The sequence below is a fragment of the Hymenobacter qilianensis genome, assembly GCF_014638675.1.
In the GTDB taxonomy this organism is placed as follows: domain Bacteria; phylum Bacteroidota; class Bacteroidia; order Cytophagales; family Hymenobacteraceae; genus Hymenobacter; species Hymenobacter qilianensis.
On sequence record NZ_BMFN01000003.1, the window covers coordinates 772,403 to 792,364 of the forward strand.

12 protein-coding genes and 1 pseudogene are annotated in these 19,962 nt (G+C 57.0%); 6 read left to right on the forward strand and 7 right to left on the reverse strand.

The features are described from left to right. Window positions 1–29: 29 nt before the first annotated feature. Complete coding sequence (locus tag IEW06_RS17525; RefSeq protein ID WP_187731567.1) at window positions 30–1,097, reverse strand: DUF4932 domain-containing protein; 1,068 nt, start codon at window positions 1,095–1,097, stop codon at window positions 30–32. A gap of 264 nt (window positions 1,098–1,361) precedes the next feature. Between IEW06_RS17525 and IEW06_RS17530 the strand changes: the two genes are divergently transcribed. Further along, a complete protein-coding gene (locus IEW06_RS17530; protein ID WP_187731566.1) occupies window positions 1,362–2,369 on the forward strand; it encodes a J domain-containing protein in 1,008 nt (335 codons plus the stop codon). Window positions 2,370–2,671: 302 nt separating this feature from the next. Here the strand turns inward: IEW06_RS17530 and IEW06_RS17535 are convergent, their stop codons facing one another. Beyond that, window positions 2,672–3,568: an alpha/beta fold hydrolase gene (locus tag IEW06_RS17535; protein WP_187731565.1), complete on the reverse strand. Its 897-nt coding sequence runs from the start codon at window positions 3,566–3,568 to the stop codon at window positions 2,672–2,674. A 227-nt stretch (window positions 3,569–3,795) separates the two neighbouring features. Here IEW06_RS17535 and IEW06_RS17540 point away from each other — a divergent pair, with 227 nt between their 5' ends. The 4 genes from IEW06_RS17540 (at window position 3,796) to IEW06_RS17555 (ending at window position 12,007) form a co-directional block, all read left to right on the forward strand. Further along, window positions 3,796–7,026, forward strand: coding sequence for an AsmA family protein (locus IEW06_RS17540; RefSeq protein ID WP_188548667.1), 3,231 nt, complete (start codon window positions 3,796–3,798; stop codon window positions 7,024–7,026). A 477-nt stretch (window positions 7,027–7,503) separates the two neighbouring features. Then, window positions 7,504–9,369 (forward strand): serine hydrolase domain-containing protein, encoded by a 1,866-nt coding sequence (locus tag IEW06_RS17545; protein WP_187731562.1) that lies wholly within the window; start codon window positions 7,504–7,506, stop codon window positions 9,367–9,369. A 425-nt stretch (window positions 9,370–9,794) separates the two neighbouring features. Beyond that, window positions 9,795–10,658, forward strand: coding sequence for a universal stress protein (locus tag IEW06_RS17550; protein ID WP_188548668.1), 864 nt, complete (start codon window positions 9,795–9,797; stop codon window positions 10,656–10,658). A gap of 386 nt (window positions 10,659–11,044) precedes the next feature. Next, window positions 11,045–12,007: an alpha/beta fold hydrolase gene (locus IEW06_RS17555; RefSeq protein ID WP_187731559.1), complete on the forward strand. Its 963-nt coding sequence runs from the start codon at window positions 11,045–11,047 to the stop codon at window positions 12,005–12,007. An 85-nt stretch (window positions 12,008–12,092) separates the two neighbouring features. On the opposite strand, the gene IEW06_RS17560 is transcribed toward IEW06_RS17555, so the two are convergent. From IEW06_RS17560 to IEW06_RS17575, 5 genes and pseudogenes are all read right to left on the reverse strand, one after another. Beyond that, window positions 12,093–12,470: a hypothetical protein gene (locus tag IEW06_RS17560; protein WP_187731558.1), complete on the reverse strand. Its 378-nt coding sequence runs from the start codon at window positions 12,468–12,470 to the stop codon at window positions 12,093–12,095. Between the two features lie 127 nt (window positions 12,471–12,597). Beyond that, window positions 12,598–13,104, reverse strand: coding sequence for a TOBE domain-containing protein (locus IEW06_RS21085; RefSeq protein WP_444542858.1), 507 nt, complete (start codon window positions 13,102–13,104; stop codon window positions 12,598–12,600). Beyond that, window positions 13,105–13,590 (reverse strand): annotated as a pseudogene (locus IEW06_RS21090) (ATP-binding cassette domain-containing protein); the annotation flags it as partial. A 56-nt stretch (window positions 13,591–13,646) separates the two neighbouring features. Beyond that, on the reverse strand, window positions 13,647–14,264 hold the full coding sequence (locus tag IEW06_RS17570; protein ID WP_187731557.1) for a class I SAM-dependent methyltransferase: 618 nt from the start codon (window positions 14,262–14,264) through the stop codon (window positions 13,647–13,649). Window positions 14,265–14,435: 171 nt separating this feature from the next. Next, a complete protein-coding gene (locus tag IEW06_RS17575) occupies window positions 14,436–16,985 on the reverse strand; it encodes a DUF5916 domain-containing protein (RefSeq protein ID WP_188548670.1) in 2,550 nt (849 codons plus the stop codon). Window positions 16,986–17,707: 722 nt separating this feature from the next. On the opposite strand from IEW06_RS17575, the gene IEW06_RS17580 reads away from it, so the two are divergent. Continuing rightward, a complete protein-coding gene (locus tag IEW06_RS17580; RefSeq protein WP_223284454.1) occupies window positions 17,708–19,876 on the forward strand; it encodes a M3 family metallopeptidase in 2,169 nt (722 codons plus the stop codon). Window positions 19,877–19,962 lie beyond the last annotated feature (86 nt).

Below are 19,962 nucleotides of genomic sequence, written 5' to 3' on the forward strand. Positions count from 1 at the left end.
AATGGCCAGTTCAGTGGCAACTTAACTAACTATCGATTGAGCGTCGGCAGTGCACTAATTAAGTCTGGCAAGAACGATTCCAGGGTAGGATAGCGCTGCCGGTCCGCTTCATAGCGCCGGAGCTGCTGCTCAAAAAATGGCAGGTACATCCAGGCCGCGTAGTCTGCTCGGAGCTTCTCGCTGACGTCGCCTCGGCCAAGTGCCAGCGCCAGGCGAACCTCGCCAGCCCGTACCAAATGCTCGTTGAATGACGTTTCCCAGTCGCGGTATTGGCCCTGCCCTGGAATGGGCTGAAACAAGGTGCTTTGCGCTTTAATACCCGCCGCGAAGGCTGGCCGGGCCGTTAAGGTATTGACAAAAGTGTGTCCGAACTCATGCACCGACAGGTTGCGTACTTCTTCGGCGTTGTCAAACCCAGCTTTTAGCAAGTTTCCGCGAAAGCGCATTTGTTCTCCGAAAGGCGCCGCAATCTGGTTAGCAACCGGACCATTGGCACCTGCTACTTCCCAAGCCATGCCCCACTGTGACTTAAAAAATGGATTGACGATAATACAATACGCAGCCTTTTGGGCGCCATAATAACGCTCCATGGTCGGTATGAAGGTTGGAGAAGGAAGGTTGCGCCTCACTTCCGAGATGGCTACCTCGTACACAGTCTGGTTGGCACGCTGAAATTGCGCGAAGTGGGAGTCCTGATAAAATCGCCCCACCAAACGCATATAAGCATCAGCTATGCGTACTGCTGAGTCTGGATTCGCGTGAATGGCTTCGAGCAACGGCGTCGAAATGGGCGTGTGCCGTCGAGGGCGCGGAAATCCCTGATAGAATAAGGGTAGCAAATACACGCCCGTACCGATTTTGTCGGCCAGCCATTGGGTGCGGCGCACGGCGGCGTGGGTGCGAAATGGCGCAAAGTGGGTGTAGCTTTCGCGCATCAGCCGGGTGGTACGAAACAGGTGTGGGTCGGCCACCGAGTCCTTTATAAATTCGGGGGAAATCTGCACCATGAGGGCATTTACCAACTCTACCCCAAGGTCTGTTTTCACCGTAATAGCCTGCCCTTGCGCCCGGAGCGAGGGACGGAAGCCCAGCAGCAAAAGTGCGAGCAGGCAACAAAAAAGAAATCGGTTTTTTTGCGGAAACACGGACGTGGCAGTAAGAAGTCGGTTGGATACGAATGCAATGGAGGCAGCCGAAAATACCTGCCAGCAGGCAATGAGCCAACACAACTCATAAAAGTATTCGTGGTTTGCTCCAGGCTTAGGCTTTTTACCATCGTGTCGCACCCTTAACACCGGAAAGTGTAGGTAAAGGTGCTCTCGAATTTATAACGCAATGGTCATCGCTACCTTTGCAGGCCTATGAATACTTCCGCTCACTCCGACGTTCCAGCCGCTAACTCCTTACCCATTCCGGCTACGGATGCGGCTATCAATCCTGCCCAACAGGCGTTTCGGGAGGCGGTGCAGCAGGTAGAGGGCTTGCGCCAGCGCCTACGCGACTTGCAGGCGGAGCAGGCCGTAGCTCGGCGCCGCTATTGGCAGCAAGTGGGGCCAGCGGCGCGGGCGGTGGTGGAGGCGCGGCAGAAGTTGTTTGCACCGTTGGAAAACGCTCTATTGATTCACTTTTTTAGTCGGGCCGAGGAGCAGCAGATTACGGGGGTAATCATTGGAAATGCCCGCGCTTTGCAGGAGCGGTTTGGAGAAGATGCGGCGGATATATTACTGAAATATGCCCCCCAGAGCCGGTCAGGCAAGGCTCGAAGTGCTGCCTCAGATTCCGCAGACGCCAACGCCAGCTTCGATTCTTCGCTACCCCCGCACGAGCAGGCGGCCGAGCAAGCCCGCGCCCGGCGCAAAACTAAAGCTCAGAAGGCGCAGGAAGCTGCCGAAAAAGCCGCCCGAGAAGTGGAGCAACGACTGTTATCAAACACCAAAACGCTCTACCGCCAGCTCGCTCGCACCCACCACCCCGACCTAGAGCGCAACCCCGACGCGCAGCAGCAGAAAACCGCGCTCATGCAGCGCATCACGGAAGCCTACGAAGCCAACGACCTTTACACGCTGCTTCAGCTTCTGTCCGAATCTGCCCCTACCGACCACGCTGATGACGATGTGCTTACGCGCTACACCCAGGCGCTCCGCCAGCAGCAAATTGAGCTGAAGCAGCAATTAAACGAGCTGAAGTACGGCCCCTCCAAAGTACTCAGCGGCACCGGCAAAAAGCAGGAAGCGGAGTTGCGCCAGCTCAAGCGCTACTTGCGGGCCGAAGCGGAGTACGTGCAGCACGTCGCCCGCCTGATTCAGGAGCCTGAAGGCCTGCGCGAAGTGCTGCGCGGGCTGGCCGCCGAAAGCCAGGAAACAGTGTAAGAAGCGGAGGCTTCTTGAAAGGCATAGAGATTAAACGGCGTGACAAACAATGCGTCTGTCATGCAGAGCAACGCGAAGCATCTCGCCCGCTGATGTTCGAGTACTATTGCAACGAAGCGGGCGAGATGCTTCGCGCTGCTCTGCATGACCGCCTTTTAGCTCACAACCTCAGCCCACGAGCTGCTTCGCTGCCGCTCAGCATGACGGTCTGATTTGAGAAACATATCTATCATACTATAAAAAGCTTCCCAGACATCATTAACAACGTCTGGGGGGCTTTTTTAAAAATAAACTTGCCCTTTCTATTCCATAAACTCCATTACCTGCCGAATCACATGAAGGTCGCGCATGATGCGGTTGTGGCCCAGGCCAGTAGTGGGACGAAACTCTAGGGCGGGCCAGTGCTGAGCTATTTCTTCGGCTTCGGCGAAAGGCACGTTGGGGTCAAGATGGTCGTGGAAAAGCAGGGCGCGCTGCACGGGCAGTTGGCGACCGGTCTCAAGTAGGCTAAAGCTTTCGGCACTCCGGCCGTATTGCTCCTGAATAAACTGCCCCATGCGCTGAACCACGCTGGGGGGCAAATGCAGCAACTCGGCGAAGCGCGCGGCTACGTTGCGGGTGCTGCTGGGCACGCTCATTAGGATAAGACGCGGTAACTGCTCCCCAGCAGCTTGATTGAACCGCACCGGCACACCCGCCGTGCAGGCGGCCCCAAAGGAGTGCGCCACCACTGCGTGCACCGGCCCGACAGCATCAGCCACCGCCTGCACGGCCCCCGCAAAGCTCACCAATGTAGCCCGCTTCCCGTCGGACAGGCCATGCGCTGGGCCATCCAGCGCTACCACCCGAAAGCCGGCCTTCGCTAGCCCGTCGGCCATGTGGCCCCAGAAGCTGGCCCGATGCTCCCAGCCATGCACCAGCAGCACCGTGCGGTTGCCGCCGGGGTTCCACTCGTAGTAGGCTACGCGGCCGCTTTCGGCCTGCGCCCAATGCTGGGTAGTATGGGCCAATGCCTTTGCTTCCCAGGCCTTGATCGGCAGTCGACGCGGCGTAGTAAACACTTTCCAGGCCTCCCGAAACGCCCACTCCGAGGACACCGCCGACAACACCCGAAACTTCAGCCGCAGCAGCTTCAGGCCGGACGGCACGGCTGGGTACTGCGCCTTGACGGATTCGGCGGTGGGGTTGGGAGGATGCATAAAAAGTGAATCAGCGGGCAGTGAGTATGGCCGAATACGAGAGTTTAGGCAAAAAGACGTCTTGAGTCGAACGCTCATCTGCCAAGTCAAGGTTGAGATTGTTCGGAAAGGACTATCTATCTTACCTGCGTTTCACTTTTACCCCCACTACCCCTAAACTCGACAGCAAGCTCTGATTACCCGTAATTGGACGTGTAGCTGCACCTGAAGCGGTCATATTTATGAAAATGAGCTGGCTTCGGCGCGTATTAATTGCGGGGTTATTGCTGGTAATCATTGGACTAGGGCTAGTGGCTGTGTTGGTGGGCACTGGCGTGGGGCAGCGGCGCGTGGAGCAATGGGTGCGGGAGCAGCATAAGCAGAACTCGGCCCTGGTGCTGGCGCCGTTTGAAGTGCAGATTTCGCCCTGGCGCGACTTTCCGCACCTGACGGCCTCCCTGCTGCGGTTGCGCCTCACAGATACCGCGTACCAACAGCCCCTGACGGTACTAAGCATCGCCCGGACCGATATGCGGCTGTCGTTGCGCGAGCTGCTGCGGGGGCAGGTGCACGTTACGCGTTTGGTGATTAATGACGCTGTTATGCAGGAGCGGGTCGATTCGCTGGGGCGCAGCTGGAGCGTGGGGCGCAAAGGCAAGCGCCATCCGGGTCCGGGCAAGGCGCCGAAAATGAACCTGAAGCTGGATGCGCTTCTCATCAACAACTTCCGCATCGTCACCCGCAACGACTTTACCGGGGGGCTTTTTTCGGCGCACGTAAGTCAGGCCCGGCTGAAGGCTTATATGCAGAAGGGCGTTCTGCGGGTAGATGGCACGCTCGATGGCGAGCTTGGGCGGCTGGGCTCCACCACGGAGCCTTTATTTCAGCGCGAACCCATGCAGGCCTGGGTCAACTACCGCTACAAATTTCGGGAGCGCCAGGGCTATATCTACCGCACCCGCGCTACGCTCAACGGCGACACCGTGCAGATCAGTGGTACGCACACCGTTGTTCCCGGCCAGCTTGGCACCCAGCTCAATTTCCGGTTTGTGGGCACCCAGCCCCTACCCGATGTGCTCCGCCTGGCGTTGCCGCAAAGCCTGCGGCCAGCTGTGGAGGGCGCCACCAGTCCCAGCAAGGCGTACATTCGCTACACTATTCGGGGGCTGAGCGGGCCCACTATCCGGCCGCGCAATATCCTGCGCTTTGCCCTGCGCGACGCTCAGCTTACCTGGCCCGACACTACGCGCCACATCAACAACTGGGACCTAACCGGCACTTACGACAATGGACCCGAGCACAACCTTAAGTCGACCACGCTCACGCTGCCTCACTGCCGCATTCATACCGCGCCGGGTTGGCTTGATGTATCTCTCACAATTCGTGACTTTACCCGCCCGTATTTGAACGGACAAGTAATTGGACGGACTGAGCTGCCCGAGCTAGCAGCGGTGGTGGCTCCGGAGCTGGTGCGGGCACGGCGCGGCACGGCCGAGCTCGACCTCAGGCTGCAAGGGCCACTGCCACCGCAGTCGGATCGTAACGCCCCGGTTTATTTGGATAGCTTGTCGGTGCGGGGCGCGGTGACCTTGCGCGACGCGTCCTTCGCCCTGCTCGACCGGGGGGCAAATTTCTCGGGCGTAAACGTGCAGGTGGGTTTGCAGGATAGTCGCTGGCACCTCACCAATGCCACGGGGCTGCTGGATGGCATGCGGTTTCGGGCCACCGCCACCACTACGCACCTGCTGGATTACCTGACCAAACGACACCCAACCACCGACATTACCGGCAACTTTGCCGTCGATGAGGTGCGCTTGGACCGCGTGCGTGAGCTGTTGCGGCCGGTTGCGGCCGGTTCCGCGCGCACCGTACCGCCCCCAGCCGCTAAGTCGGGGAAGCTGGATATGAGCATGTTTCCGCCGGGGTTGCGCCTGAATGTGGGGTTGCGCTGCGACCGGCTTTTCCTGCCCGCCGATACCGTCAACCACCTGGCCGTGACCGTGCGCCACGATGGCCGCCGCGTACTCCTCAATAATATTCGTGGCCAGGTGTGGGGGGCAAATGTGAGCGGGCGCGCGTCCTGGCCTTCCGATACAAGTCAGCAAGTGGCTCCCATCCGCTTCGAGCTGGCAGTAAACTACGATCAGCTCAACTACCAAAACCTGCTTCGGCATGCGGCCCGTCCGCCCCAGCGCTCAGCCAAGGAGCCCGCGAGTCCGGCCCTGCGGGAGTTGCTGCTGGCCGCCAACGGGCACGTTACCTGCTCGATCGATGCCATGCATCTCTCGGCGGGGGAAAACATAAAGGATGTGCGGCTGCGCCTGGAAAAGACGGGTAGCTCGCTGCGAATGCCCTACCTCAACTTTGCCACTACGCGCGGCGGTATTGGCAAAGCCACAGCTACTGTGCAGGTAGAAGGCACCCGCGTACAGGCCGCCAATGCCACCCTCGATCTACGCTACGCCACCCTCGATGTGCAGCAGCTATTGCAAATGCTGGCCGGCCTGGACGTGAAGGAAGAAAATGCCCCCCAGTCCGCCCAGAATGGCAGTCGCAGGAAAAGACCGGCCGTAAATGGCAACGGCACTGCCCGCGACAAGTCGCTGCTTTCCAGTGGTATTCTGAGCGCCGTGGTGCGGGTGCAGGCCGACAAAGTACAGTACACTGCGGTGCGCGGCACAGATTTCCGGCTGGTGTCTCGGCTGCGGGAGGGCGAAGCGGTGCTGGAGGAGTGCTCCCTGAATGCCTTGCAGGGCCGCATTAAGCTGCGCGGACGCATGCTCACCAATGCGGGCCAGAATCATCACCCCCTGCACGTCCAGACGCAACTGGAAGACATTGCTCTTCCTGAGCTTTTCACCACGCTCACATACATGAACATCAACCTGCTCGATGGTCACAACGTGCGCGGCACTCTGCGCTGCTCCGCCGATATTCACACCGACCTAGACTCGACTTTCCTGCCCGTATTCGCTACCACCCTGGGCTACCTCAAAACGGATATTCGCAACCTGGAGCTGCTGAACGTTGATTTTTTCACGGAGGCGCTGAAGTTTATGAAAACGGAGCGCACCAGTCACCTGTTTTTTGAGCCCGTCAGCACCCAGCTTTTGCTGCATGATGGCCGCATCCTGATTCCCAGCCTGCGCCTGAACAGCAACCTGAGCAACCTGGAAGTCAGCGGCTACTACCACCTGGATGGACGAGCCAATCTGTACGTGAGCCTGAACCCGTTGCAAGTGCTTTTTGGCAACAACCAGAAGCGTGTGGAGCGCATCGAGCAAGGCCGCCTGATTCGTAGCGCCCGGGGTCGCCCTACCTACATTAACCTGCGGCGCGCCGCCGCTAAAAGCCCTTATAAGGTGCGCTTATTCAAGAAATCTGAACAGCGCGAGCAGCAGGAAACCTTGCGCCAACAGTCCCGGCAGCTACTCCTCACCCAGCCTCTGGACACGACGCTGCGGCTTTTGCGGCCGTAGGGGGCATTTTCCAACATTAAGGGTCAGTTATCCTCTCCCAAAGTTCGTCTGTCATGCAGAGCATTTTGCGCCTCCAGCAGCAAAGAAGCATCTCGCGGGCTGAGGTTGCCACACTAACTGTCATGCTGAGCTTGCCGAAGCATCTCTGACGCTTGGTTGCAATGGTATTGATTATACTAACCAGTAGAGATGCTTCGGCAAGCTCAGCATGACGTTCTATTTGTTGAGACTACTACTCTCACGTCAGCCCGCGAGATGCTTCGCTACCGCTCTGCATGACCGCCTAATAGGTTGAATTGGATATGTCGGTTTGACTCTGGCTACTATTTCGCTTTAAAGGTACACTTCCCCAGAATAGCCCCCCAGCGGGATGCTACTACCTTCTAAAGCTCCATAGCGTCATCTACTTATCCTTCTGATACAAATAGTAAAACCGCTATCTTCCAGCGTTGCTATCCCCTAACCGCTGCGCTTATCGTGAAAAAACTACTTCTGCTTCTGGCGCTGCTGGGGCCTTGCTTTTCCGCCTACGCTCAACAATCAGCTAAGCCAATTACCACCATTCCTCAGCTTACCGATTCCATCGAGCGCATCATGCGGCGGGAGCATATTCCGGGGTTGCTGCTCACCATGGTTAGCCGCGACTCGGTGCTGTATGCGGGCGGGCTGGGGCTGGCCAATGTAGAGCAGAAAAAACCCGTAACGCCGCACACTCTGTTTCGGGTGGGATCTGTTACCAAACCTTTTATTGTAGTAGGGTTGCTACAGCTGGTGGAGCAAGGCAAGCTGAGTCTCAACGACGAGCTGCGAAAGATTGCCCCTGAGGTACCCATCGACAACCCCTGGGAAGCTACCGATCCAGTGCGCGTGGTGCACGTGTTGGAGCATACCGCCGGCTTCGACGACATGCAGATTAACCACGTCTACAACACCACGCCCACCGACCCACGCGGCGCGGCCGCAGTCCAGATTTTTCGCAAGGAGCTGCGTTGCCGCTGGCGGCCCGGTGAGCGAATGTCGTACTCCAATCCCGGCTATCTGGTGGCCGGATATCTGCTCGAAAAGCTGAGCGGGGAGCCGTATGAGCACTACCTCGCCAAAAACGTGCTGCGCCCCCTGGATATGCCTGAAGCCACTGCGGCCCTGCGCCAAGACTCAGATCCGAAGCTGGCCCGTGGCTATGTTTACGACGACGGCGGTTACCACCCCGTACCCCTATTACCCATTTATGCAGGGCCGGCGGGCTCCATGAGCGCCTCAGCTACCGACATGGCCCAGTGGGTACAGTTCTTTCTTCGCGACTTCCGCACCCCTAGCGGTACGGCCCTGCTCCAGCCTGCCAGTCTGCGCGAAATGGAAACCGTGCATAGCCCCCTCGAAGCCAGCGCCGGCCTGCAAACCGGCTATGGCCTTGCCAACACCATCGTCAACAAAAAAGGCAAGGCTCCGTTTCGTGGGCATAATGGGGGCATCGAGGGTTTTATCTCCACGTTTGCCTACAACCGGGAGCTGGGCCTGGGTTATGCCCTATCCAACAACGGCTCGAAGCCACTCACTTCCATTAGTACCCTGGTGCGGGATTTTCTGCTGCGCGACCAACCCACGCCGCCTACAGCGCCCATGCTGGCTCTTGACACGGCAGCCATTGCTCCCTACCTAGGTCACTACCAGAGCGCTGCACCCCGCAACGCGCTAACGGGCTTTAGCACTCACCTGCTGGGGGGCATTTCTTTGGAAAGACACGGGCAGCTGCTCACGCTCAAGCCCCTCTTCGGCGACCCCGACACGCTGCTGGCTACCGGCCCGCTCACTTTCCGGCTCAGCGGCCAAACCCTGCCGAGCGTGGCTTTAACCAAAGACCGCGACGGGGAGCTGGTGCTGATATCACCCCAGGGCTACGCGCTCAAGGCGGGCATCTGGTGGTGGCTGCCACCTACGTTGTTCTGGCTTAGTATCCTGCTGGCTACCACATCCAGCGTGGCGGGACTGATCTGGCTGATTTATGCTTTGCGCAAACAACTGCCGCGCATACAGCTGCTACCGCGCCTACTGCCGCTGCTGGCCACGGTAGCACTGATAACACTGGGGTTTGCCCTAGGCAGCCTGGGGGGCAATGTGGCGGCGGCCGGGCGCTTGAGCATCCAAAGCGTGCTGCTCTTTGTGGCGCCGCTGGCCTTCACCGTGCTCACGCTCTGGGGCCTGATTCTGACGGTGCGCCGCTTCCGCCTGTTCCGCAGCCGTGTGGTGGCCTGGTACCTGCTGCTCACCTATGGTGCCCTGGGCCTGGTGGCCACGGTGTTGGGAACGTATGGCTGGCTGGGGTTGCAACTGTGGAGTGTGTAGTTATCTAAATGCAGCTTTCAACCAAGTAAAAAGCCCCGCTTTATCAGCAACCCTCAAGCAGCCCCAGCTGACACCGCAGCTGGGGCTGCTTGAGGGTTGCTGCGTGAAAGCCAGACTCAACAAAAAAGCCCCCCAGCGCGGCCGTACGCGCAAGCTGCTACCTGACTACTATTCTTTGTCGCATCGATCTGCTTTTGCCGCTGCTGCGACGGCTGGCCCGGGGCAGCTGGCACATCCAGCTCTTTTGAGAAGAAATTCCCCGTTTATGTTTCACTATCAGCCGATTGAGATAGCACAGGAAGATAATGGGCGGAGCATAAAGTGGAGCTCTAATATTGTTTTATTGAAGTATAATATGTAAATTATTACACCAGCCTCACCGGCGCGTGCAGCATTTGTATACACCCTTTTCTCCCCTTACTGTCATGCAAAATATCCTTGTACCTACGGACTTTTCCCCCGAAGCGCACAACGCCTTCGAGGTGGCTATGCAGTTGGCCCACCGCACGCATGGGCAGATTACGTTGTTGCACGTAGTGGATTCGTCGGCCGGCAGTGGTATGGTAACTACTGGCGGTGTATCGAGCGGAGCATCGCTGCACGGCGTATTTATGGTGGAGCTGCTCCAGCGTACCAAGCACCGCATGCGCCAGCTGATTGCCGAAATGGCCCGCATTGCCCCCGAAGTAACGGTGCACGACCAGGTAGCGACCGGTAACGTAGACGAGGCTATTCTGGAAGTTATCCGCGAGCAGCACATGGATCTGGTAGTAATTGGGGCCCATATACACGCGCCGGCGTTCCTGCATTTATTTGAGATGGATTCGCACGCCGAGCGGCTGGTGCGCCTGGCGCCTTGTCCGGTGCTTACGGTGAAGCTGCCTGCGCCTCATTTCGAGGTGCGCTCCATCGTTTTTGCCTCCGATTTCTCGCAGGAAGCCGACCGCGCCGTCAAGAGCTTGCGGCAGGTGTGCGCGGCCTTCCCCGAAGCCACGCTGCACCTGCTCGACGTCGTCACCCGCGCGGAGGATTACTCCAACGCCATCGACCGTATTCACGCCTTCGCCGACCGTCACCACATTCTCAACTACGAGCCCGACGTGGTAAATGCCCCCCAGGTGAGCATCGGGGTGCCGCGCTACGCCGAGCAGTCGCACGCCGACTTGGTGGTGATGCTCTCCCACGGCCGCACGGGTCTCTGGCACTTCCTGCACGGCGGCAGCACGGCCGAAAGCGTAGCCGTGCAAGCCAAAGCGCCGGTGCTCACCTTCCACCCGGAGACGTATTAGAAGCGTATTTCGGAAGTTCAATTGACGGGCTACGACACAACCATTCTCCACTGGTTTTGTCGTAGCCCGTTTAGCGCATTAGCGCAAACCCCTTCCGGCCGTGCCATCCGTCACCGGCCCGCCTGTCATCCTTGCGCTGGGGGCTTTTTTGGTAGGGTGAACCTGCTGATAAGCGTGCCCAATTCCCCCTTGGGCCAGGTATTCAGAAGCATATAAAGTCAGGTGGCTTTTTTTATTTTTGTAGGCTGATTTGCCCCCCAGCCACTTTCCGTGACTGATTATTGGCATCTCGCGGCCCTGCTCTGCCGGCTGGTTTTGCTGTAAGCAGTAGTGGCCGTGCAACCCGTTTTGCCACTCCTTTTCTCTCCCTAACCCACCTTTCCTGTATGGCCTACTCCTTCCGCCCCGGCTACACCTATGCACTTTTACTTTGGGCACTATTGCTGCCCACTTTCTTACTCGCCGGCGGCCGTTCTACTCCGCTCGCCAATGGCACCCCCACTATTACCACCAGCGACGGCTTAAAGCTTTACACTAAAATCTCGGGGCAGGGCATTCCCTGCGTGTTTGTGCACGGCGGACCGGGTGCCTGGAGCGGCATGCCGGAAACCCTGGCGGGTCCTAGTCTGGAGGATAAGCTGCAGGTGATCTGGTACGACCAGCGCGGCAGTGGCCGCTCCGCCAACGACCCGAATAAGAACTACTCTCTCGACCGCATGGTGCAGGATATGGAAGAGCTTCGCCAGCAGCTGGGCCTCGACACCTGGGTGGTAATGGCGCACTCTTTTGGCGGCACCATCGCTACGGAATACGCCGCGCGCTACCCTCAGCACGTGCGCGGCCTGGTGCTCGTGAATAGTACGCTCAGCCTTCACGAAGCAATGAAAAGCACGCTCACAAATGGTTTGAACTTCGTGACTTTGCCCGATAAAGCTCCTTACCTCGACGAGAGCAAGCCCCTAGATGAGCGCTTCGGTATGCTCATGCCCTACCTGAGCGAGCAAAATATCTGGTTCAAGCTTCAGTATCAGACCGAGGCCGGCCATCAAAAGGTAACCGAAGCCGACAAGGGCAACCCCGGCACGGGCGAATTTGGCAGCTACGGCTTCAGCCTCCCTGACTACCGCAAGGATTTCACCGCCCTTACTCCCCAAATTAAAGTACCCGTGCTGATTATCACCGGCGCCAAGGACTATGCCGTTGGGCCAGACCATTACAAGATGTTCCGCTTTCCCAACCAGCAAGTAGCGCAGCTGCAAACCGGCCACGTACCCTTTGTAGAGCAGCCCGAAGCTTTCCGCAAAGCCATTCTCAGCTACCTAAAGAAGCTTCCCCGTAAAAGCGCATAACCAACAGCTCATGCCCGTAAAAACAGTTGAATTAAGCTTATTACACTCATTATTACTCTCTTAGTCAGTAACTTACAAAATTGTTCTACTTCTTTTCTCCGGGCACCAGGGTGCACTTTTCACCCATCGCCATCAGCGTACCGTTGGCGTCATATACAGTGACGCTTGCGCAGATTACCCGCACCGACGATTTGGTTTCGGTATAGCGTAGCGTCTCTGCCTTGGAAAGTGGCCGGGTCAGCGTTACCATCACCGACATTTCCCGGTTGCGAAACGCGGAGGTACGCCCCAGAAACCCATTTGGTGCCTCAGCGCCAAGCGGTGTAGTTATAAGCGCTGGCTTGCTCACCACTACTGCTTTATTACGGTAAGTATTCAGCACCTTAGGCGTTGTTTGGGCCGTGGCGCAAGCCGCAATTGTCAGCAGTGCCAGTATGCAGCATACGAAGCGTATTTTTCTCACTTGATGGGCCGGAAAAGTGACAGAATATCAAACCATAGTCAACGGGAAAACACCAACTCATAGCGCTACAAATAGGCCATCTTGTTTCTACCGATTACGCTGCTGCTTTAGGCCTGCGTTTTGACCTTCAATTCTCTAAATACCAGACGGCGTCAGCGGTCAGCGAAAGGCCAACTGTATCGCCGGGGGTTGCGCGGCCTACGCTGGTGCGAACCTTAACGATACTACCAGCGAATTGAATGTCAATTTCGGAATACGAACCGAAGAAACGCACCTTTTGCACCTCACCCGAAAGGCCGCCCGTATTGACGAGATCTAAGCTGAAATTCTCCGGCCGAATCAGCATCGTTTTACGCTTGCTTTTCACTCCGGCCGCCGCTGCTAAAGCCTTTGCCTGAGCGACGCTTGTTATCAGATTATAGGTACCAAAAAGTCCCGCTACATACTCATTGACGGGCTGGTTGTAAATGTGGTTTGGGGGGCCTTTTTGCACGATTTGCCCCCCATGCATCACCACTATCTCATCAGCCCACGAAAGCGTATCCAGCGGATCGTGGGAGATGAGAATACAGGTGATTTGCAGCTTCTCGCCGATATCCTGAATCACAGATTTCAGGATATTTTTATGCACCATATCCAGGTTGGAAAACGGCTCATCCAGCAGCAGCAATTGGGGTGAGGAAAGCAGCAGTTTTGCCAGGGCAATCCGCTGCCTTTCGCCGCCGGATAGCTGGTCGGTGCGGCGCCCGCCCAGATGGTCTATTCGACACACTTCAAACAGCGTGTGGGCCTCCTCTGCCGACAGCTTATTGGCGTATTTCAGCACCTGCTCCACCCGCAAAAATTTAGGCAGCTCAAACTGTTGCGACAGGTACGAAATTCCCGGGTTGCCGGGCATCAATTGTTCGGCCGGACCTTTGGCTTTCCGACCATCAAACCATACTTCGCCAGCATCGGGCTGCACTAGGCCGGCAATGGTCTGGAGAAGGGTGCTTTTGCCCGCTCCGGTTTCGCCGGCCAGGGCTATTTTCTGTTGTTTTTGCTGGCTGAAGCTGACGTCATTTAGAATGTACTTCTCTTTTTCTCGCAGTGTAATTCCTGAAACGGTTAATAAACTCATACTAGCGAAAAAGAGGGTGAATTGGCTGCATTAAGCGTACGCAAAAGTAAGCACGCCTAGGCTGGCACGTTGGCCGAGCTATTCTGCACCACTTCAGTGGCATTGGTGGCGGCAACGGTCGTTTCGGGGGTGTAAACCAGAACGTGAGCGGGCGGGATATTCAGCAGTACATACGTATCGTCGAGTAGGCGAAAAAAGCGCTCGAACAGGCGTTTGTTCTGGAGAGAATACTGAAACAGAATGAGCTTACCATCAGGCAGTAGCACCTGCTGGGTTTGCTGCATAATGCGCCAGCCCAGGCGGCGCGGCAGGGAAGAAAATGGCAAGCCGCACACCACATAATCGACGGTATCCAAACCCAGTTTCTGCAAGTATTCGCCGGTTTTGTCGGCTGAGCCGTGGATGATGTGTACGTTGGGTTGGCCTGAGTAGCGCTCCTTCAGCATCTGGCTGAAACGGCGGTTTACTTCGATTAGCACTATGGCCGTTTCGGCTTTGCGGCGCTGAATAAGTATATCTGTAAAAACGCCCGTGCCGGGGCCGTACTCCACAATGCAGCGGGCGCTGCCAAAGTCGATGGGCGCCATTACTTTCCCGGTTAGCTCGCGGGAGCTGGGCACCATGGAGCCCACTACGGCTGGGTTACGCAGAAATTCTTCTAAAAAGGACGACATAAGGAAGCAAAAATCTGGTTTGAAAACTGGCAGAGCTGGCAGCAGCTTGTACGGCAATTACCATTTGCGAGTACACAGCTTTCCCCGTATTCGCGACACAAAAAAGCCCCCCAGCACTGCCATCTACGGTTGACAGCGGCGCTGGGGGGCTTTTCGACGTAAAGCGGCTCCTTATTTTTTCCGGAAGGCCAGGTAGTCGAGGTAGTAGAGCACCTTGACGGAGACGGAGTTATTGTGGGGCGTGTTTATGGTATTGCTGAGATTATCAAAGTAGAGCGGTGTGGCTTCGTTGGCCTGCAAAAACGAGGTGCCTGCGTTCTTCCACACCACGCTGATCTGGGAGCCGGGCGCAAACCACCACGAGTACACCGCGTCCACGTTGAAGGCATTGTAGGTGTTGTCGCGGTTGCGGCGGTAGTCCACAAGCTGCTCATCGCCGCCCGGCGCCAGAGCCGAGAAGTCGGCGTAGCGCACGTTGCTGGTGTAGTGGCGCGTGCGCAGCGTAAACGACATGCGGTTGGTGAATGTGTAGGCCACCGAGAGCACGTTGGAAACCGTGGCCACATCGCGGCGGCCGAGAATAACCTGTCCCATAAACGGCTCATCCATAGGCTCATCGCGCGACATTCCGCCATTTACGTAGCCAATCTGGTTGCCATCAAAGCTCCAATCGAGGCTGTAGCGAAAGGTGAGGTGGTCATTTACGCGGTAGCGTGGGTAAGCGCCAAACCGGTAGCTTACCCGCCGGTCGCGGGCGAAGCGGTCGTCGAGGGCGTAGGTGCTGTTGCCGGCGTTCATGCCCAGCGCAAACTTCTTGCGCGTATCCGAATTGAAGAATACAATCAGACTGGTGCTGCCGGGCACGCGTACATAGTATTCGCCCAGCGGAAACACGCGCGGCTCAAAGTAATCGTGGTTGCGCGGGTCCACGTTGAAGTCGAAGCCGACTTGCAGAAAGTTCTTGGTAAACGTGGTGTTAGCGCCCAGGTAAAAGCTCGTGCTTTGGTAGCGCGTGGGCTTATACAACAGCGTGTGGCGGGCCTGCCCAAACAGGTAGAAGTTATTCACCTTCCAAAAAGGCTTGTACTTCCAGTAGCCCATGTCCAGCGACTGCGTGATTTTGTTGTTGCCAAACAGGATACCCAAATCGTTTGGGTTGTAGGTATCCGACTCAATGCCGTGGTTTAGGCCCCAGGTAAATTTGCCGCTGATTTTGCCCACGCCCACACGGTATTTGTAGCCGTCTTGGTCGCTTACTTGGTCATCGGAGCCGAAGGCGGTGCCGCGCCGCCGCGAATACACGACGCTGCCATCAAAGGCATACGCGTTCTTCTTGTCAGCGAAGCGAAAAAGCCCCCCAGTTACGTTGGCGTCGTAGGTTTTGCCCCAGCGCGTGACGTTGGTATTGATGAGGCTCACGTAGGAATTGTTCTTCAGGCTCTGGTCGAGCACGGCAATATTGTAGTTGCTGAAGGGCTGAGTTTGCACCTCGCGCTCCTCCCCCGTTTCGGTGTTGCGCACGGTGGCGTACACGTCGTTGCTGAGCGCGTTAAACAAGCCAACTCCCAAGCCTTTGCTGGTGCGGCCCGATACTTTCGTAGCGTTCAGCAAACGGGTTTCGGTGGGGTTACGCACGATCTTCTCATTTTCGCCCGCAGCCACATTATAGAAGCCGATGGGCGTGGCACCCACGCGGCGTGAATAGAATAAGTTGCCTTTGTTGAACAGCTCGGTGCCCTCAGTAAAGAACTGTCGGTTTTCGTTGAACTGCACCTCAAATGGCGACAGGTTGAGCACCTGATTATCGCTCTGCACCTGCCCAAAATCGGGCACCAGCGTAGCGTCCAGCGTGAAGCTTTCATTGATACCCCATTTCAGGTCGGCGCCGCCGTTGAAGCTCGTTGTTGTGCGGCGCGTGCCGTCGGCGTTCAGCGGGTTGTGGTTTACGTAGGCCGATACGTAGGGCGTGAGGGAAAGACGCAGCGGCGGCTCCACGTTTTGGATGCCGCGCAGCTCGCCCCACTGGTTTACAAAACCGTCGACTTCGGGCTTCACTTCATTCCAGAAAAACTGCGCGTTGTCGCGCTTGCGCTGGCGGGCAAAATTTAGCCCCCAGAGCTGCTCAGGCGCTTTGCTGAAGCGAATGGCCGAATACGGAATGCGCATTTCGGCAATCCAGTCGGTGCCGCGCTGGCTGGTTTGGGCATCCCACACGGCATTCCAGTTCCAGTCTTCACCGCTGGCCGGCGAGTAGCGCGCATCCAGCTGCACGCCCGAAGTTGTTACGGTGAAGTTGTAGCCGTTGAGCTTGTCATTATAAGTATCCAGAAAAATGGAAAACAGATCGGTGTTGCCAAACTGGTCGCGCTGAGTCATTTCGCGCAGAATGGAGTCGGGGCTAATGTCGTGCATGATGGCGCCGATGTAGAGGTTGGCGTCATCATAGAGTATGCGCACTTCGGTTTTCTGCTTTTCCGGTACGCCGGGGTTGGGCCGCTGCTGAATAAAATCGGTGGCTACCGTGGCCTGTTGCCACATGGCTTCATTGAGTTCGCCATCGAGCTTAATGGGCTCCGTGATGCGCAGGGCCTGCAGCTGGCGCTTGGGAGCGGCCGTGGCGGAGCTGGTGGGAGCCGGCGTTTGCTGGGCTACCGCAAAATGCCCCCCAGCCACGAAAGTGACAAGCAAAAGGCAAAAACGCAGCGTAAAATTGAAAGACATAGCGCGGTGAAATTTTAGAGTAGAAAGCGAAAGGGAAAGCGCAGATTTCTCGGAGCCAAAAATTTGGGCACAATAATGACCGGCGACCGAAATAAGCGGCGCGAAAAGCGGTTGAAACAAAAAGGTGAGGGCCGGTTGGCGCGGCCGGAATCAGCTACTAAAAATCAGTCTGCTTCTAGCAGAAATTTGCTGTATAAATGATAAGCTAGCAGGCTACTAAAAACGAGAGCCAGGGTATTGAATGAGGCGATTACCAGAACGAAGTCGAAACGTTACAGCCGGATGAAAATATTTTTTCAACTGACATAGGCGATGCGAGTAGCGACCGTATTCGGCGCTGGTAACTGCGCGATTTGGCCAAGGTTACAGACGGAGAGAAAAATATTTTCCTGGCACAATGAGTATCGGTTGTGTTGCCCTGTAGAGACGCAACATCTTGCGTCTCACCGTTGAACGATTGGTATCGAAGATTCAGATAACACAACAGCAGCAACGACAAGACTCCAACTATTGCGTCTCTACGCCGGGCTACCATACATAGGAAGGCCGCTTTCACGCCAGCAGTAAACTACGGCCAGCTGAAAGGAACCGAACCGTTCCTTCTTACCTTTCAGGCTCAAACTGATTTATCAACTACTGTATACCTCATGCCCAAACTATTCTTTTCTCCTGGTAGGCTTTTACTGGCAAATACTCTTTTCACCTTCAGTTTTGCTGCCTCTGTGAACCCAACTTCCAGCCACGCCCAAACGGCGGCACCCACGTTTACCGCCACCGCCACCCGCCCCGACAATAATGCCTTACTAGCCCCCTGGGCCGGTCCTTATGGCGGCGTGCCAGCCTTCGATAAGGTAGAAGTGGCTCAGTTTAAGCCGGCTCTGGAGGCTGCAATGGCCGAAAACCTGAAGGAAATAGAGGCCATTGCCAGCAATAAGCAGGCTCCCAATTTTGAGAACACCATTGCCGCCCTGGAACGGGCAGGCCAAACCCTGGACCAGGTGCAGACCGTGTACGGCGTCTGGACCGGGACAATGAGCAATCCCGAAGTGCAGTTGGTGCAGCGCGAAATGGCCCCCAAGATGGCCGCCTTCTCCGACCAGATCACCCAGAACGAGGCCCTGTTTCGCCGCATTGAGGCGGTGTACAACTCACCCGACAAACAGAAGCTGACGCCTGAGCAGCAGCGTCTGGCGTTTGTGTATTACAACAACTTTGTGCGTGCCGGTGCCAAGCTTGATGCCAAGGCGAAGACGCGCTTGTCGGCCATCAATCAGGAGCTGGCGGGGCACTTCACCAAGTTTAGCCAGAACGTACTGGCCGATGAAACCGACTCGGTGCTGGTGCTGAAAACGCCCGCCGACCTCGGTGGTTTGTCAGCTTCTCTGCGCGAAGATGCCGCTAAGGCTGCCGCCGACCGCAAGCTCACGGCCGCGGGCGTGATTACCAACACGCGCTCTTCCATTGATCCGTTCCTGACTTACTCCGACCAGCGCAAGTTGCGCGAGAAAGCGTGGCGCATGTTCTACAGCCGCGGCGACAATGGCGGCGCCCACGACAACAACGCCCTCATTACCCAGATTCTACAATTACGCGCTGAGCGCGCCAAGCTACTGGGCTACAAAACGCACGCTCACCTGCGCCTCGACAACACCATGGCCAAGACGCCTGAAAAGGCCATGGCGCTGATGGAAGAAGTATGGAAGCCGGCCGTAGCACGCGTAAAAGAGGAAGTGGCCGACATGCAGGCGTTGGCCAAAAAGGAAGGCGCTACCTTCAAGATTGAGCCCTGGGACTACCGCTACTACGCGGAGAAAGTGCGCAAAGAACGCTATGACCTCGACCAGAATGAGGTGAAGCAGTATTTGCAGCTCGATAAGATGCGCGAAGGCATGTTTTGGGTAGCCGGTGAGCTGTTCAACTTCACTTTCAGCCCCGTCACCAACGTGCCCGTGTACCACCCCGATGTGAAGGTGTGGGAGGTGAAAGATAAGACGTCCGGCAAACAGGTGGGCCTTTGGTACTTCGATCCGTATGCCCGCCCCGGCAAACGCTCCGGTGCCTGGATGAACGCCTACCGTAAGCAGGAGCGCATGGACGGCAAGCCCGTCACAACCATCGTTTCAAACAACTCCAACTTCGTGAAGGGGAAAGACGGCGCGCCCACGCTCATTTCCTGGACCGACGCCACCACGTTGTTTCACGAGTTTGGCCACGCGCTGCACGGACTTTCTTCCAACGTCACCTACCCTACTTTATCCGGTACTAGCGTGGTGCGCGACTACGTAGAGTTTCCGTCGCAGGTGCTCGAAAACTGGCTTTCTACGCCCCAGGTATTGCAGAAATTCGCTGTGCACTACCAAACCGGGAAGCCCATTCCGCAAGCATTGGTTGACCGCATCGAAAAGGCAGCCACGTTCAATCAGGGCTTCGAAACTACCGAGTTTCTGGCCAGCGCCCTCATTGATATGAAGCTGCACCTGGCCGGCGACCAAAAGATTGATCCCGACAAGTTTGAGCGCGAAACGTTGGCTCAGCTAGGTATGCCAAGCGAGATTGTCATGCGCCACCGCACGCCTCAGTTCTCGCACGTTTTCTCGTCTGATGGCTACTCGGCTGGCTACTACAGCTACCTCTGGTCGGTGGTAATTGCCGCCGACGCGTACGGCGCCTTCACCGAAGCCGGCGGCCCTTACGACAAAGCCGTGGGCAAGCGTCTCACCCAGCAGATTTTCTCCGTAGGCAACACCGTTGATCCGGCTGAGGCTTACCGCTCGTTCCGCGGCCGCGACCCCAAAACGGAAGCACTGATGCGCGAGCGCGGCTTCCCCGTTACGGAGGCCAAAGCCAGCAAACCAACCGATAAGAAGGCCCCCGCTAAAAAGAAAAGCTAGCTTGATTTTCGATCTTGAAAAAAGCCCCCCAGAGCTGCTCTGGGGGGCTTTTTTGTTTGGCTGCGGGACCTCACCCCCGGCCCCTC

Coding starts and splice junctions, on each gene's coding strand:
- IEW06_RS17575 (WP_188548670.1), bottom strand. CDS start 16,985: ATGTCTTTCAATTTTACGCTGCGTTTTTGCCTTTTGCTTGTCACTTTC.
- IEW06_RS17530 (WP_187731566.1), top strand. CDS start 1,362: ATGAATACTTCCGCTCACTCCGACGTTCCAGCCGCTAACTCCTTACCC.
- IEW06_RS17555 (WP_187731559.1), top strand. CDS start 11,045: ATGGCCTACTCCTTCCGCCCCGGCTACACCTATGCACTTTTACTTTGG.
- IEW06_RS17540 (WP_188548667.1), top strand. CDS start 3,796: ATGAGCTGGCTTCGGCGCGTATTAATTGCGGGGTTATTGCTGGTAATC.
- IEW06_RS17550 (WP_188548668.1), top strand. CDS start 9,795: ATGCAAAATATCCTTGTACCTACGGACTTTTCCCCCGAAGCGCACAAC.
- IEW06_RS17570 (WP_187731557.1), bottom strand. CDS start 14,264: ATGTCGTCCTTTTTAGAAGAATTTCTGCGTAACCCAGCCGTAGTGGGC.
- IEW06_RS21085 (WP_444542858.1), bottom strand. CDS start 13,104: ATGGTGCATAAAAATATCCTGAAATCTGTGATTCAGGATATCGGCGAG.
- IEW06_RS17535 (WP_187731565.1), bottom strand. CDS start 3,568: ATGCATCCTCCCAACCCCACCGCCGAATCCGTCAAGGCGCAGTACCCA.